General features: G+C 71.2%; 13 protein-coding genes. 4 read left to right on the top strand and 9 right to left on the bottom strand.

Features of this window, described 5'->3' with window-relative positions; translation table 11 throughout:
* The first annotated feature begins 64 nt into the window (after positions 1-64).
* Positions 65-1,075, top strand: a complete 1,011-nt coding sequence (locus QLQ12_RS00525) for a hypothetical protein (RefSeq protein WP_282756289.1) — start codon at positions 65-67, stop codon at positions 1,073-1,075.
* 13 nt (positions 1,076-1,088) lie between these two features.
* Here QLQ12_RS00525 and QLQ12_RS00520 read toward each other — a convergent pair whose 3' ends face one another.
* The 4 genes from QLQ12_RS00520 to QLQ12_RS00505 form a co-directional block, all read right to left on the bottom strand.
* On the bottom strand, positions 1,089-1,232 hold the full coding sequence (locus QLQ12_RS00520; protein WP_282756288.1) for a hypothetical protein: 144 nt from the start codon (positions 1,230-1,232) through the stop codon (positions 1,089-1,091).
* Between the two features lie 556 nt (positions 1,233-1,788).
* On the bottom strand, positions 1,789-2,031 hold the full coding sequence (locus QLQ12_RS00515) for a hypothetical protein (RefSeq protein WP_282756287.1): 243 nt from the start codon (positions 2,029-2,031) through the stop codon (positions 1,789-1,791).
* Positions 2,032-2,619: 588 nt separating this feature from the next.
* On the bottom strand, positions 2,620-3,879 hold the full coding sequence (locus tag QLQ12_RS00510; protein ID WP_282756286.1) for a helix-hairpin-helix domain-containing protein: 1,260 nt from the start codon (positions 3,877-3,879) through the stop codon (positions 2,620-2,622).
* Between the two features lie 180 nt (positions 3,880-4,059).
* The gene (locus QLQ12_RS00505) at positions 4,060-5,427 is read right to left on the bottom strand and encodes an APC family permease (RefSeq protein WP_282756285.1); all 1,368 of its coding nucleotides are present in this window, start codon (positions 5,425-5,427) and stop codon (positions 4,060-4,062) included.
* Between the two features lie 58 nt (positions 5,428-5,485).
* On the opposite strand from QLQ12_RS00505, the gene QLQ12_RS00500 reads away from it, so the two are divergent.
* On the top strand, positions 5,486-5,902 hold the full coding sequence (locus QLQ12_RS00500) for a universal stress protein (RefSeq protein ID WP_282756284.1): 417 nt from the start codon (positions 5,486-5,488) through the stop codon (positions 5,900-5,902).
* 12 nt (positions 5,903-5,914) lie between these two features.
* Here QLQ12_RS00500 and QLQ12_RS00495 read toward each other — a convergent pair whose 3' ends face one another.
* The 3 genes from QLQ12_RS00495 to QLQ12_RS00485 form a co-directional block, all read right to left on the bottom strand.
* Positions 5,915-7,780 (bottom strand): glycosyl hydrolase family 28-related protein, encoded by a 1,866-nt coding sequence (locus tag QLQ12_RS00495; protein WP_282756283.1) that lies wholly within the window; start codon positions 7,778-7,780, stop codon positions 5,915-5,917.
* 158 nt (positions 7,781-7,938) lie between these two features.
* Positions 7,939-8,652: a class F sortase gene (locus tag QLQ12_RS00490; protein WP_282756282.1), complete on the bottom strand. Its 714-nt coding sequence runs from the start codon at positions 8,650-8,652 to the stop codon at positions 7,939-7,941.
* A 238-nt stretch (positions 8,653-8,890) separates the two neighbouring features.
* The gene (locus QLQ12_RS00485; RefSeq protein WP_282756280.1) at positions 8,891-9,421 is read right to left on the bottom strand and encodes a hypothetical protein; all 531 of its coding nucleotides are present in this window, start codon (positions 9,419-9,421) and stop codon (positions 8,891-8,893) included.
* Positions 9,422-9,898: 477 nt separating this feature from the next.
* Here QLQ12_RS00485 and QLQ12_RS00480 point away from each other — a divergent pair, with 477 nt between their 5' ends.
* Positions 9,899-10,771: an ABC transporter ATP-binding protein gene (locus QLQ12_RS00480; RefSeq protein WP_282756279.1), complete on the top strand. Its 873-nt coding sequence runs from the start codon at positions 9,899-9,901 to the stop codon at positions 10,769-10,771.
* Entirely contained in the window at positions 10,768-11,370 is a 603-nt protein-coding gene (locus QLQ12_RS00475) for a hypothetical protein (protein ID WP_282756277.1), read from the top strand. Before QLQ12_RS00480 ends, QLQ12_RS00475 begins: the two co-directional genes overlap by 4 nt.
* 123 nt (positions 11,371-11,493) lie before the next feature.
* On the opposite strand, the gene QLQ12_RS00470 is transcribed toward QLQ12_RS00475, so the two are convergent.
* Entirely contained in the window at positions 11,494-11,988 is a 495-nt protein-coding gene (locus tag QLQ12_RS00470; RefSeq protein ID WP_282756276.1) for a DUF2510 domain-containing protein, read from the bottom strand.
* Between the two features lie 274 nt (positions 11,989-12,262).
* Entirely contained in the window at positions 12,263-13,765 is a 1,503-nt protein-coding gene (locus QLQ12_RS00465) for a M20/M25/M40 family metallo-hydrolase (protein ID WP_407651384.1), read from the bottom strand.
* Positions 13,766-13,892 lie beyond the last annotated feature (127 nt).

Genomic DNA, 13,892 nt, shown 5'->3' with positions numbered 1-13,892 from the left:
CACCGTCCAGCCGTCCCACGGTCGGGAACCACGAGACCCGCAGCACGTTGCCTTCGAGGCGGGCGTGCAGGCCCTCCGCGGAGCTGGTCACCGACGAGGCGGCGGCCAGCGGCGGGCCCTGCACCGCGATCTCGGCCGCGAGTTGTCGCGTGCCGGGGGCGACCCGGCCGAAGTCGACGGACGGCTCGGCCAGACGCACCGATGTACGGCGCAGCGCGGCCGTCGCCGCGGCGGCGACCCGGCCCTCGCCGGTGGCGACCTGCCGCAGCGCCTCCCGAGCCTCGACCGCACGCGACAGGTCGTTGCCGGCCGCGGCGACCGCGAGCTGCGCGATCACTGCCATCTGGTCACTTCCCGCGCGGCGGACCCGGGCCAGCCACGGCTGCCGCCCGGACCCGAACACCCACTGGCGGACGCTCGGGTCACGCTCACGCAGGTAGTCGTGGAGTTCACTGATGCCGATCCAGCCGTCCTGGTCGCGGTCGGCGGCGCCGCCCGCGACGCCGTCGGCGATCAGGCCGGCGAAGGTGGGCGGTTCGGGCCGTGCGGTGGCGGCGATCACGACCCGGCTCTGCCACTCCGCGGAACGCGCCGCGCGGAAATGATGGCCGGCGTCGACCGGCCCACCGGTCCGCCCGTCGAGCAGCACCACGGCCTGCCCGGCGCGGCTGCGCTGCATCAGCGCCGCCATCTGGGCCACGTCGATGGCGGTGTCCGCCGGACGGCCCATCACGGTGTCGGCGGCAGCCAGGTAGAGCCCTCCGCCCGGCCCGGTCAGCATCACGCCCCGGAAGTAGACGAGGACACAGTCCTCCTGATCACGGCCTTCGAACAGGGCCTTGACCGTCGAATACGCCTCACGCGCCCCGGGGTCACGCAGGAACGCCACCTCGAAACCACCGAGCGCCTGATCCCCGAGCACGTCCGCGAACGCCGGCACATCGGCCGACGGCACCGAGAACCTGCGCAACACGGGGTCGTCGTGCTGCTCGACGCTAACCACTACTGCGAGTCGTCGCCCGTTCATCGAATGCATCACCCGTCATCCATGGTGCGATGCCGAGGCCGTTCATGAAACCCCGAGAAGATTACGAACCGTTTTTCTTCCACAGCGGAGCGTTTTTGATCTCGGCGTCGATCAGTGCATTCATGATCGTGGTGGGGCGCGGGCAGGTGTCGATCCACCTGCGATGATGTTGCTCGGGCTGGCCTGCGGAAAGGCGCGGATTCATCGTGGGCCGAGCCTGCCTCCGCGGTCACGGAAATTTCTCGGAATTCACCGTATCCAGTGGCCTGACGTGGGCGTCGGTCAATGTGACGGATACGCGTCACCGCAGACCCTTGACCCGCGCTAATCACCGCCCGCTGTCCGATTCGGCCCACTGCAAAACCCCTTCGCCGGTACGGGTCCGGCCCGCCTCCACCCGCAGCGATCGCGCCCCGGACCACCCCGCGACGCCTCCCGCCCTCGCGGCCGCGGCGCGGCCATCGGGCTGAAGCGTTGCCTCGCGGCCTACGTCAGGGCTGCCCCGGGTATCCGCAACCGGAATGGACCCGGTGGCCGCTAACGAGTTCCGGCCGGTGGCCGATCCCTAAGGGGCGGGCGGCAAGCGCGCACCGCGAAGGACAGGGTTCCGGGCCCGGGCGCCACTGATGGCCAGCACGGGCGTGACCGAGACGGCGGCCCGAGTGCCGGGTCCGCGATCGAGCACCCGACGGCTGGCCGTGGCCGAGTGTCAGGGCGGAACAGCACCGAGCCGTGGTCGAGAGCCGGTGTCGTGACCAGCGTCAGACCGTGATGTCGAGGAACCGGCCGCTGCGCTCGAAGTTCGCGATGGCCGCCGCACGCGCCGCCTCGATGCGGCCCACCTCGGATTCCGCCGCGACGATCGCGGCCCGGTCCGCGGTGATGACGGCGGGCGGGGCCTGGCAGGGCATGAGGTCCGTGGCGAGCTTGGCGCGGGCGCTCGACAACCGGCTCCAGGCGGCGTGGCTGTTCCAGACCGAGGGGGAAGCGGGGCTCACGAACATGGGAGGCTCCTCCGTTGCGCTGTGGTTGCGATCTTCGCCGGACAGCCGGAGTTATCGTCCGCTCCACTCCCAGCCTGCAACTTTTCAAAGTGACCTGGGCAACAACCCGGTCGCAACCTGTGGGACCCTCGCCACCGGCCCCTCCCCGTCCCGGCGAAGCCGAACGGATCCATTGATGTTCGCCTCTGCTGCGGTGACGCCATGCGGCGCTACCTGAACCCCCTTCTACCGGGGGATTCTCCTGGCGCTCACGGTTCTCGGCGTGTTCTGGGACGCCCCCGCCGAGGCCAAGGCCGAGGTGGGCGCGTTCCCGAATGGCCCCCGCACCCGACTGGCCCCCGGACCCGGTTGATCGCCGCTCCGGCTGACCGCCGGGCAGTGCCCGTCCGGACGCCGGGCAGTGCCCGTCCGGCTGGCCCGCGTGTCTATCGGCCGCTACCCCGCGCGGATGGGGCCGGGGCGCGGGTGGTCCTGGCTCTGGCGAGCGCCGTTGTAACGCGTGGGGGGTGGCCGGGTGCCTGATAGGCACCGGGCCACGCCCTTCAGTCGAAGTGCAGCGCGCTCAGTTCCCGCGCTCGGCTTCGGTGGTCAGCTCTTGGCGCCGACCAGGTTGCGGGCACGCTCCGGCCAGGTGGCGAGGCTCGCCGAGCCGCGCATGCCGGCCGCGTTGATCGCCTGCTTGAGGCTGACGACGTCGCTGTCGGCCAGCTTCGCGAAGGTGGTGATCCCGGCCGCGGCCAGCGCGATCGCGACCTTCGGGCCGATGCCCGGGATCTTCGTCAGGTCGTCGGGCTGGGCGACCGGGGCGGGCGTGCCCACCAGGTCCGGCTCGGCGGTGATGACGGCCTGGGCCGGGATGACCGGCTCGGGCGCGGCGACCGGTTCCGGCGCGGCGACGGGCTCGGGGGCGGCGACGGGTTCCGGTGCGGCGACCGGCTCGGGAGCCGAGATGGGCTCCGCAGCGGCGACCGGCTCGGCGACAGCCACGACGGGCTCGGCAGGCTCGGTGACGTGCTCGACCGCGGCGGGCTCGACGGGAGCGGGCTCGGCAGCCGCAAGTGGCTCCGGCTCGGTGACGTGCTCGGGGGCCGAGACCGATTCGAAGGCCGAGACCGGCTCCTTCTCGGCCAGCGGAGACGGCTCGTCGACGGTGGCGGGCTCGTCGACGGTGGCGGGCTCGTCGACGGGGGCGGGCTCGTCGACCGTGGCGGGCGCAGGCTCAACAGCGGTGACCGGCTCAGCGGTGAACTCGTCGGCCGCAGGCTTCTCAGCGTCGGCGACGGGCTTCTCGTCAACGTCGAGCCGCACGGTCGGCTCGTCCTCGGCGGACTCGGCGGAGTCCGCGGGCTCCTCGGTCGCCGCGACCGGCTCCACGATGACCGGCTCGGCAGCGGCCGGCTTCTCGTCCTCGGTGGGGGCGTCGAGTTCGGCGGCCTTCTCGACCGCCGGTTCCGCCTCGGCGGGCTTCTCGACGTCGACGATCGACCCGGACGCGACCGGCTCGTCAACGGCGTGCTCGGAGACGGCGTGCTCGGAGACGACCGGCTCGGCGACGGCGTGCTTCGAGGTGGCCGGCTCGGCGGCGGCGTATTCGGAGACAGTCGGCTCAGCGGCGGCGTACTCGGAGGCGGCCGGCTGGGCGGCGGCGTACTCGGAAACGGGTGTGCCGAACGCGGGCTGAACGGCGGCAGGCGCAGCGGCTGCCGCGGCAGCCGGGAATGCGGCCGGGGTCGCAGCGACCGAGGCCGAGGCGGCCGGAGCCGTGGCGCCGGAGCGGCGTCCCCAGACGAACCAGCCGCCTATTACGCCGATCACGAGCCCGGCAACAAAGTAGAGGAATGACGCCATATCGGGCCTCCGGACAGGAGAGGAGGGTGCATGTGGTAGCGGGCAGCTTTCCACATCGCCTTGAGCTGCCACGACGTGGGTGCCGATCAGCGCCGAACTGGCCCCACCTGCGACGTCCGGATGTTTCCGCCCGGTTGCGCCGGGCGGTGGTGACCGGCCGCGCAGGGCCGGTCACCCGTTTCAGTTACGGGAGATCGCGCCCGGTACGAACCGGTTGGTCGCATAGGTGATGGCCCACAGCACGACGCCGATGACCAGTAGCACTCCGGCGACCCGGTAATCGGCTCCGGCCCGTCCGGACAGTGGACTCGCCAGGAACGCACACGCCAGCGCTCCGATCACCGGGATGACCGTCGGCGCCCGGAAGTGCTGGTGCTCGACCGGGTCGCGGCGGAGCACGAGCACGGCGACGTTGACCACGGTGAAGACGCAGAGCAGCAGCAGGGCCGTGGTGCCGCCGAGCGCGGCGAGGTCGGCGAACCAGATCAGCCCGAACGCGACGACGGTGGTGAACAGGATCCCGACCCACGGGGTACGCCGGGTGCGGTGCACCCTTCCCAGTACGGAGGGCAGGACCCGTTCGTTGGCCATCCCGTACAGCAGGCGGCTCGCCATCATCATGTTGATGAGCGCGGAGTTGGCCACCGCGAACATGGTGATGAACGCGAACAGGCCGAGCGGGAAGGCCGGGGCGCCGGCCTCGACCACCTTGAGCAGCGGCGTGTCACCGGACCCGAGTTCGGCGGGCGACACCAGGGCGACCGCCGAGATCGCCACGAGCACGTAGATCAACCCGGTGATGCAGAGACCGGTCAGCATCACCTTCGGGAAGATCCGCACCGGGTCGCGGGTCTCCTCGGCCATGTTGACCGAGTCCTCGAAGCCGACCATGGCGAAGAACGCGAGCGCCGTCCCCGCGGTCACCGACAGCGCGATGCTGTCGCCCGGTGGCGTGTTGAACTGGGTCAGCCGGGACAGGTCGCCGTTGCCGCCGCCGAGCGCCCACGCCCCGATCCCGATGACGATCAGCAGGCCGGTCAGCTCGACGCAGGTGAGCACCACGTTGGCTTTGACGCTCTCGCCGACGCCACGGAAGTTGACCAGCCCGACCAGGGTGATGAAGCCGAGCGCGACCAGGGTCAGCGTGATGCCGTCGCCGAGGGACAGGTTGAACGCCTCGCCGAAGTTGCCGGCGAACGCCTTGGACGCGCTGGACGCGCTGGTGAGCCCGGAGCACATCACCGCGAACGTCACCATGAACGTCAGGAAGTGGATGCCGAACGCCTTGTGCGTGTAGAGCGCCGCCCCGGCCGCCCGTGGGTACTTGGTGACGAGTTCCAGATAGCTGAACGCGGTGAGCAACGCGACCACGAACGCGAGCAGGAACGGCAGCCACACCGCTCCGCCGACCTCGTTGGCGACTTTCCCGGTCAGGGCGTAGACGCCGGTGCCCAGAATGTCGCCGACCACGAAGAGCAGGAGAAGACCCGGGCCGATGACCCGGATGAGTGTTGGCTGCTCAGACTCCGGCGACGCCACGTCCGCCATGAGTGCCCCCCAAAACGGTCCACTGCGGAACAGTGACGTTACCCGTACCTTGGGTGACATGCATATCGTGCTTGCCGCAAACCCCGAGGCAGAGCAGCCGTGGGTGATCGACGCGGTCATCGACCTGGTTCGGCAGACCGGTGCGACGGTGGCCGTGGTCGCGGTGGACGAGCTCGAGACGGAACATCTCGCGCCGATGCCGCGCAGCGTCTACGCCGAGCGTGCCGAGCGTGCCGCGGAGGCGGCCGCCGTGCGGTTGGCCGCGGCCGGCATCGAGGCGACGCGTACGGTCCTGCCGGGCCGCCCCGCTGAGCAGATCATCCGGTTCGCCGGGGATCAGAAGGCCGACCTGATCGTCGCCGGTTCGAGCGTCCGCCCGGCGGTGGCGCAGCGTCTGCTGGGCAGTGTGCCGCTGACCCTGATCGAGAAGGCGGGCCGTCCGGTGCTGGTGGTCACCCGCCCCGTGGACGGGTGACCACCAGCGGTCTCACGGTGCGGCGGGGTAGTCGGTCACGAAGACCGGCTGGCCGACCTTCGTGGTGTCCGCGGCCTCGCCGACGCCGTTGACCACGTGGTCGATGATCCCGGCGCTGAGGTTGACGGTCATGATGTGGTGCAGTCTCACGCCCGGCGTCCGCGGCACCTCGAACCCGTTCTCGGTGTGGATCGACGGGTTGTTCTGGTTGAAGACGTAGACGCCTCCGCCGTACAGCCGATGGGTCTTGACCTTGGGTCCCACCTTGTAGCCGGCGTAGCCCTCGACCGAACCGTTCATCCAGTCGGCCTGCGTCGGCGGGTCGTAGGGCAGTTCGTTCTGGTAGAGCACGGTGGTGCCGCGCTCGCCGTTCCAGACGGTGTTGTACTTCTGGAAGTGCTCGACGAAGAGGCCGGTCGCGGTGACGTCGTCACCGTTGACGATCGCGCCGTATCGGCCCGTGTTGGTCCGCCAGCGGTCGGTGTCGCCGTTCACGCCGTTGGTGAAGCCCTCGACGCCGTGGTCGCCGCGCCACACCCAGGTGTGGTCGATCAGCACGTCGTCGCTGTTCACCTCGAGCGCGATGTTCGCCTTGCCGATGTGCGGGCCGCCGACCCGGAAGTAGACGTCGTTCAGCGTGGTGGGGTTGGCCGCCGAGCTGAACTTCGGGCCGTGCTTCTTGCCGACCCGGAGCAGGACCGGCGACTCCTTGAGCCCGGCGTCGATGGTGACGCCGGCGACGATCACGCCGGGCACGCCGGCCACGTCGAGCGGGATCGACCCGTTCACCGCGGTCAGCGTGGCGTGGCCGAGGCCGAGGACGACGGTGTTCGGGCGGCGCACCTCGATGCTGCGGGCGACGTCGTAGACGCCCGGAGTCAGCAGGAGGTTCTTGCCCAGCGCCAGAGCCAGGTTGATCTTCGTGACCGAGTCGCCTGGCTTGGCGACGTAGAAGTCCGACAGCGGCAGGGTGCGGCCGGACTTGTCGTCCCACGAGGTGCCGCTGGTGTTGCGCTTCGCGGCCGGCACCCGGACCTGGTACTTGCCCTTGGCGTCGACGAACAGGAACGGCTTCTCCCGGCTGACCGGGGTGGCGTCCAGGGTGGTGTAGGGCGGGTTCGGGAACGCCGCGTCGTCCGGCGCGCCCTTCACGCCGGCGAAGACCTGGTTCCAGACGGCGTTGGACCAGGACTGGACCTCGCTGTTGCGGGTCAGCCACTGCTGCTGCGAGCCGTTGGTGGTGGCCGGCAGCTTCGAGTCGGCGATGAAGCCGCCGCTGGCGTACTGCGGGCCGGCGGTGCAGTAGTCCATCAGCGACAGGGTGCCGCCGTTGAACTGGGTGCGGCGCAGCGAGACCGCCTGCGACACGGCCCAGAAGTTCGCCGTCTGTCGGCAGCCGTCCTGGCCCGCGCCGTTGATGTTGACGGTCAGGTTGGACAGGGTGCGCCAGAAGTTGACCAGCGCGATGCAGTTCGGGTTGGCGGGGTCACTGCCCAGGCAGCGGTTGTACGCCTCCACCTTGCCGTTGATCACCACGTCGCCCGGGTTCGCCCCGAGGCCGGAGATCTCGGTGTAGTAGCCGACCCGGATCTGGAGCGGCTGCTCGGCGGTACCGTAGGTGCCCGGCTTGAACAGGTACGCGTACCGTGCCGTACCCATCTCGTTGTCGACCTGCTTGGTGTAGGTCGCGTCCAGCGTGGCCTGAATCTGGCTGACGGGCATGCTGGGGTCGAACACGGTGACGTTGGCGCCGAGGTTCGGCGTGCCGGTCGCGACGGCGCCGGTCGCGGACGCCGGCATTCCCGGGGTGACGCTGAGCGCGAGCCCGAGGGTCACAGCCACCGCGGCGGCGCGGTGGATCGGGCGGGGTCTCGTCATGCGGAGGGGTTCCTTCCGTAACAAGATCGCAATGGTGTACGTCACAGAACCAATCGCCGATCCTCCATGTCAAGGAGACCGATCCGGCATACCGCTTCGATCGGGAGGAACCTCCCTGGTTCCGGAACAAAACTGACCGAAAAGCCGGTCGGAACCGGTTACGTAACCCCTTCCGCGAACACCACGACGTTGCTTCGGTAGCTTCCCTCACCGCGGTCGAAGACCCCGCCACAGGTGATCAACCGGAGTGCCGGGCGGTCCACCGCGGCGTACACCTCCTGGCTCGGGAAGTCCCGCTTCGGGTAGGACGCGACCCTGGTCACCAAGAACCGGGCCACGGTGCCATCGGTACGGCGTACCGCGATGGGGTCGCCCGGCCGCACCTCCCGCAACCGGTAGAAGACCGCGGGCCCGTCCCGCGCCGAATCCACGTGCCCGGCCAGCACCGACGCGCCCACCTCGCCCGGCGTCGGCGAATGCCGGTACCAGCCGGCCGGCGCGTCGCCGCGCAGCGGCGGCACCTGCAGGGTCCCGTCGGCTTGCAGCCCCAGCGACATGACTTCGGCGTCCACGCCGATCGCCGGAATCTCCAGCCGCACCGGCACCGACTTCGCCATCCCGGTCGGCGCCGGACTCCCCGGCGCCGAAATTGCCGGCGCCGCGTCCGCCGACGGCGGAGTCTTCGGTGGTGGAGCGGCTGTCGCCGGGGGCGCGGGCGTCTCCGCCGCAGAGGTGTCCACCAGGGCGAGGGGAGGCGGGGCGGCGTCCTCGGTCCGCAGGCCGAGGACGACGGTCAGGCCACCGAGGACCGCCAGCACCGCGGCGAGCGCCGCGGCACGGCGATCCCGGACCGGGGGAAGCCGCACGGTCACCGCCACACGGTCACGGCCCGCCACCCGGCCGCGGCCCACGGTGTGCGCGGCGAGGGGCCGATCACGGCTCGCCGTCCGGCTGCGGCCGGCGATGTCGGCAGTGGGCCGGTGGTCGCGGTTAGCTGGCCGGTCGTGGCTGGCGGGGTGTGCGGCGAAAGGGTGGTGGCGGTTCGCTGGCCGGTCCTGGCCCGGGGCGGGGGCCACTGGGCGGCGGTCACCGGTTTCCGGCATGTCGCGGTCAGCGGTGGTGCAGGGGGCGGCGGAGGGCGTACGCCCCCGCGGCCGCTGCCGCCAGCAGCAGGAACACGCCCGTCACCAGCAGCGCGAGCCGGCGCCCGGGCACCAGGCTGCCACCACCCGTGTCGACGCCGCCGGACGGTGTCGGCGACCGTTCCGGATCGGCGGTGGCCTCGGCATCGCCGGTCGGCTCGGTCGTGGCCGGGGCGCCCGCCCCAGGCGGAGCGACGGTCGCCGACCCGCCGCCCGACGGCCCGGCCCCGGCATCTCCGGACGTGGTCGTGCCCGGCTCCACCCCACGCGGAGACGTCCCGCCGGGTCCCGACACGCCGGGTGAGACGGCGCCGGTCGACACCTGCACGCTGCTCGCGGGCCCCGCGGTCGGCGTGTCGTCGCCGCCCCGATTGGTGCAGAGCGCCAACAGCGAGAAGAGCAGGATCAGCGCCAGGAGCAGCCCAGCGCCGACCGCGATGAGCCGGTTGCGCTGCGCCGAACCGGCGGCGCGGTGCGCCGAGGGACCGTTTCCGGACATGACGTCCTTCCGTGAGGAGGGCCGTGAAGCGCCGACAAAGCGTGGTGCGCCACGCTAGCGGCTCTCGGGCCGCCGCGCAGCCTTCTATCCGTGATCGGTCACTTCGGACCTCGACCGGTCACTTCGGACCTCGACCGGTCACTTCGGACCTCGACCGGTCACTTCGGACCTCGACCGGTCACTTCGGACCTCGACCGGTCACTTCGGACGGTCACATACCCGGGACCGGCGCCCGTCGAACTGATCGGCGCCCTCCCATTCGGCGGCATCCGATCCGGCACCCCTGTCCCTGGTCGTCTGAACGGCGTGCGAACACCCCGAGCCGTAGCTCAGGCGTGTCCCCGGCGCGGCGTAGGACCTCTGGGGTACGGCTGGGTGGGCGAGCCGTAGCTCAGGCGTGTTCGCGGGGCGGCGCAGGGGCTCCGGGGTATGACCTGGCCTATCCGGGGCTTGACAGCGACCGGGAGAATCGCCGCCATGATCGAGATCCGGGATCTGACGAAGACCTACGGGAGGGTGGATGCCGTACGTGACGTGACGTTCACCGCGGCTCCCGGCCGGGTCACCGGCCTGCTCGGGCTCAACGGCTCGGGCAAGAGCACCACGCTGCGCATCCTGCTCGGGCTCACCCGGCCGACCCGCGGTTCCGCGCTGGTCGACGGGAAGCGTTACCGCGACCTGGACCAGCCGCTGCGGCACGTCGGCGCGGTCCTTGAGCAGGGCCTCTGCCATCCGGGCCAATCGGGGTACGCGCACCTCGCCACCCAGGCCCTGCTCGGCGGCCTGAGCAAGAACCGGGTCGGTGAGCTGCTGGAGTTCGTCGGCCTGGAGGACGCCGCGACCAAGCGGACCGGCGACTACTCGCTCGGCATGCGGCAGCGTCTGGCGGTGGCGACCGCGTTGCTCGGCGAGCCGTCCGTGCTGGTTCTCGACGAGCCGGCGAACGGCCTGGACCCGCCGGGCATGGCCTGGCTGCGCGAGCTGTTACGGCACCACGCCGCGGGCGGCGGGACCGTGCTGATCTCCAGTCACCTGCTCGCCGAACTGGAGCAGGTGGTCGACGACGTGGTGATCATCGGTGCGGGCCGAATCCTGGCGTCCGGGCCGCTGGCCGAGCTGCAGGGCACGGCGCGGCTGCGGGTGCGCGCCGCCGACCAGGGGCGGCTGGCGGAGGCGTACGAGAAGGCCGGCGCCACCGTCCTGCCGGACGGCGACGTCATGTTCGTCTCCGGGCTGACGTCCGAGCAGGCCGGCGACATCGCGTGCGAGATCCAGGTTCCGGTGTACGAGCTGGTGGCCGAGGCCCAGCACCTGGAGGACGTCTTCATGAGCGTGGCGGAGGCCCGATGATCGCCGTCGTACGAAGCGAGTTGTACCGCGGCGTGACCATCCTGTCGTCGTGGCTGGCCCTGATCGGCTTCTCCTTCCTGGCCGCCCTGTTCGGCTGGTTCAGCGAGGACGTCTGGTCTCTGTTCGCGGGGGTCGGCGCCTTCGGCATCGCCGTGACGGTGATCTCGCAGCACTATCAGCATCGGACCTCGCTGCTGCTGTTCCTGGCCAAGCCGCACCGCTGGCGGGTGCTCGTCGCGCAGTGCCTGGTGACGGCGCTCATGGGCACACTGCTGGTGGCGATCAGCGGCGTGGCGGTGCTGCTGGAGGGCGACGTGGTGCAGTACCGCTCGACGGTGCTGGTAGCACCCGTGATGTCGGTGTTCGGCGTGCTGTGCACGACCGTCGTCCGGCGGCCGCTGTGGCTGGTCGCCGGCGCGCTCGGGTGGCTGCTGCTGGCCGAGGGCATCATCAACCGGGGCGCGATCGGACTGCCGTTCGCCTCGTTCATGCTGGCCGCCGGCGGCAGCATGAAGGGCCTGCTGGTCCTGCTCGCCTGGACGGCGGCGGTGCTCCCGGTGGCTCTCTGGTCGGTCCGTAAAGACCTCACCGGCGACTGAGACGGAGTTCGGGCCGGACGGGGTCCTGGCTTGGGGCGTGGAACCCGTCCGGCGTGGCACCAGGATGGCGGACGCCGCTATCGAAACGCTCTCGGAACACTGCCGCCGCCTGGACCGTGGTGATCATCCGAGCAGGATGATCGCCACCAAGGCCAGCACGATCGCGGCGATCAGGGCCAGCGCGGCCGGCCCGGCCGTCCGCCGCCAGCCGGGAGCCGCCGGCGGTGGCGTCTCCGCAGGAGCCGCGGGGATCTGCGCCGCCGTGAATCCGAGCTGCCGCGAGACCGCGTCGACCGGCTGCATCGTGTACGGGACCGTCGGCACCTCGGGGTGCGGCGCCGCGGCGGCCGGCGGGGACTCCGGCAGGACGGGCAGTCCGCCGTGCTGCTGGCCGGCCGGCTGTGTCGCGTACAACTGCGTGGTCTCCGGGTTGTCCGGAGCGACCGTGTGCGGGCCGGGCGCCGCGGGACCGCTCGGTGGGATCGGCGGGAAGTAGCCGTTCGGTGGCGGCATCGGCGTTCCGCCGGGCTGGATGTGGTCGGTCCAGTGCCGGCCGTCCCACCAGCGTTGCGCCGGCAATCCGCTCGGATCGGCATACCATCCGGCGGGCTGCGTCATGAGCGATGCTCCTTCTCTGGCCGGGTCGAGGGCAACGGTCCACGATCGGCGGGAGAAGCCCAATCCTGAGGAGTTCCGCCTGAGCAGTTCCGCCTGAACAGTTCGGCCCGGCGAGCGCGGCCCTGAGAGCCCGCTCCTGGAAAGCTTCTCCCCGAGGGCCTGGGAAGCCCGCCCGGAAACCCACGACGCCTCGTCCCGGTGCGGGACGAGGCGGGTTCCCGCCCGCCGGGGCTGATCGGCGGGCGGGAAGACCAGGCAGGAACGCCGGCGGAGCTCAGGAGCGGGTGATCACCAGGTTGTCCACGGCCGCCTCGACGAGCGACGCGGTCCCGGCGTCGGCCGCCTCCACCTGCAGGCGGATCGTCTGCCCGGCGTACGCCGAGAGGTTCGCCGTCGCGGTCGTCCAGACCGCCGCCTTGTTGGCGGCCGACGCGCTCTGGGTGAGCACCGTCGCCGGCGTGGTCCCGGACACCACGCGCACCCGCAAGTAGTCGGCGCTGGTCGCGTTGTTGAGGTGGGCCAGGTACCAGGACAGGTTCAGCGTCAGCGTGCCGGTGGGCAGTGTGATCGCCGGGGAGGTGATGGTGCTGATCCCGCCGTCGAGGTCGTTGGCGCCCGCGCTGGCCCCGGCCGTGGCGCCGGTCACCAGGGCGTAGGTGCCGCCGGCGGCGGTGCCGAGCTGGGTGGTGACGCCGGAGCTGCTGGTGGCGGCCGGGTCGCCGCGCTCGAAGCGGCCGGCGGTGGCGGTGTCGGCGGCGCCGGCGGTCCAGCCGGTCGCGGTCTCCAGGTCGTCGGACCAGACCGGGGTGCCGGGCGGCGTGGTGGTGCCGTCGGCGAGGGTCCACACCGCGTACGCGATCGCGTCGCTGTTGCGGTCCAGCGCGGTGTCGTTGATGTTGGTGATGGTGTCGCACGAGGCGTGGTAACAGGGGTCGAAGCGGCTGGTCGTACCACCCCAGAGCTGGACCTGAGCGGACGTCTTGGTGCCCTCGGCGCCGGTGAAGATGCCGCCCGCCGGGATGCCGGCGGCGATGAACGGGCCGTAGTCGCTGCGGCCGTCGAAGTCGGTCCCGCGAGTCGGCACGCCGATCGAGGTGAAGTACGCGGCCAGCGTCGACTCGATCTGCGCCGATCCGGTGGGGCCGGGGCCGGAACCGGTGCCGTCGGAGTCGTCGCCGTCGTAGAGGAAGTACCCCGGGTTCGGCGAGCCGATCATGTCGAAGTTGAGGTAGCCGGTGATGGCCGCCTTCTGGGCGGCGGAGAGCGAGTTGACGTAGGCCCTCGAACCCCGGAGCCCCAGTTCCTCGGCGCCCCACCAGGCGAACCGCAGGTGCCGGTCGGGCTGGAAGTTCGAGCGGGAGACCTGCAGCGCGACCTCGAGGATGCCCGCCGAGCCGGAGCCGTTGTCGTTGATGCCGGGCCCGGAGGCGACGCTGTCCAGGTGCCCGCCGATCATCAGCGTGTCGGAGGTGTCGCCGCCCGGCCAGTCCGCGATGAGGTTGTAGCCGGTCGCCCCGTTGTAGGTGAACGACTGCTGCGTGGTCGTGAACCCGGCCGCGTCCAGCAGGTTCTTGACGTAGGTGACCGAGGCCAGATAGCCGGGCCGGCCGTGGGCGCGGTTGCCGCCGTTGGCGGTCGCGATGCTCTGGAACTGGCTGAGGTGGGCTTTCACGTTGGCGACCGGGATGTCCGGCGCCGCCGCGGCCTGTGCCGGGGTGGCGACGGCGAGGCCGGTGGCGATCAGCCCCGCCACACCGATGATCGGGAGAAAACGCACGGGGTGGTCCTCCGTCTACTGAGGGGATCCGTCGTGGCGAGCATCGCACCGGTGAGCCCTCAGGCGTTCATACCAATCGATACCTACTTTCGCTGATGCTTTCACTGATGGAAGAGCCCGGGCATCG

Origin of the sequence: Actinoplanes sandaracinus (assembly GCF_030009775.1) — a bacterium.
Classification (GTDB): Bacteria; Actinomycetota; Actinomycetes; order Mycobacteriales; family Micromonosporaceae; genus Actinoplanes; species Actinoplanes sandaracinus.
The sequence above is the reverse complement of the archived record's forward strand: the minus strand, read 5'-3'. Positions and strand labels throughout refer to the sequence as shown.

Coding starts and splice junctions, on each gene's coding strand:
- QLQ12_RS00520 (WP_282756288.1), bottom strand. CDS start 1,232: ATGAATCCGCGCCTTTCCGCAGGCCAGCCCGAGCAACATCATCGCAGG.
- QLQ12_RS00515 (WP_282756287.1), bottom strand. CDS start 2,031: ATGTTCGTGAGCCCCGCTTCCCCCTCGGTCTGGAACAGCCACGCCGCC.
- QLQ12_RS00510 (WP_282756286.1), bottom strand. CDS start 3,879: ATGGCGTCATTCCTCTACTTTGTTGCCGGGCTCGTGATCGGCGTAATA.
- QLQ12_RS00505 (WP_282756285.1), bottom strand. CDS start 5,427: ATGGCGGACGTGGCGTCGCCGGAGTCTGAGCAGCCAACACTCATCCGG.
- QLQ12_RS00500 (WP_282756284.1), top strand. CDS start 5,486: ATGCATATCGTGCTTGCCGCAAACCCCGAGGCAGAGCAGCCGTGGGTG.
- QLQ12_RS00495 (WP_282756283.1), bottom strand. CDS start 7,780: ATGACGAGACCCCGCCCGATCCACCGCGCCGCCGCGGTGGCTGTGACC.
- QLQ12_RS00485 (WP_282756280.1), bottom strand. CDS start 9,421: ATGTCCGGAAACGGTCCCTCGGCGCACCGCGCCGCCGGTTCGGCGCAG.
- QLQ12_RS00480 (WP_282756279.1), top strand. CDS start 9,899: ATGATCGAGATCCGGGATCTGACGAAGACCTACGGGAGGGTGGATGCC.
- QLQ12_RS00475 (WP_282756277.1), top strand. CDS start 10,768: ATGATCGCCGTCGTACGAAGCGAGTTGTACCGCGGCGTGACCATCCTG.
- QLQ12_RS00470 (WP_282756276.1), bottom strand. CDS start 11,988: ATGACGCAGCCCGCCGGATGGTATGCCGATCCGAGCGGATTGCCGGCG.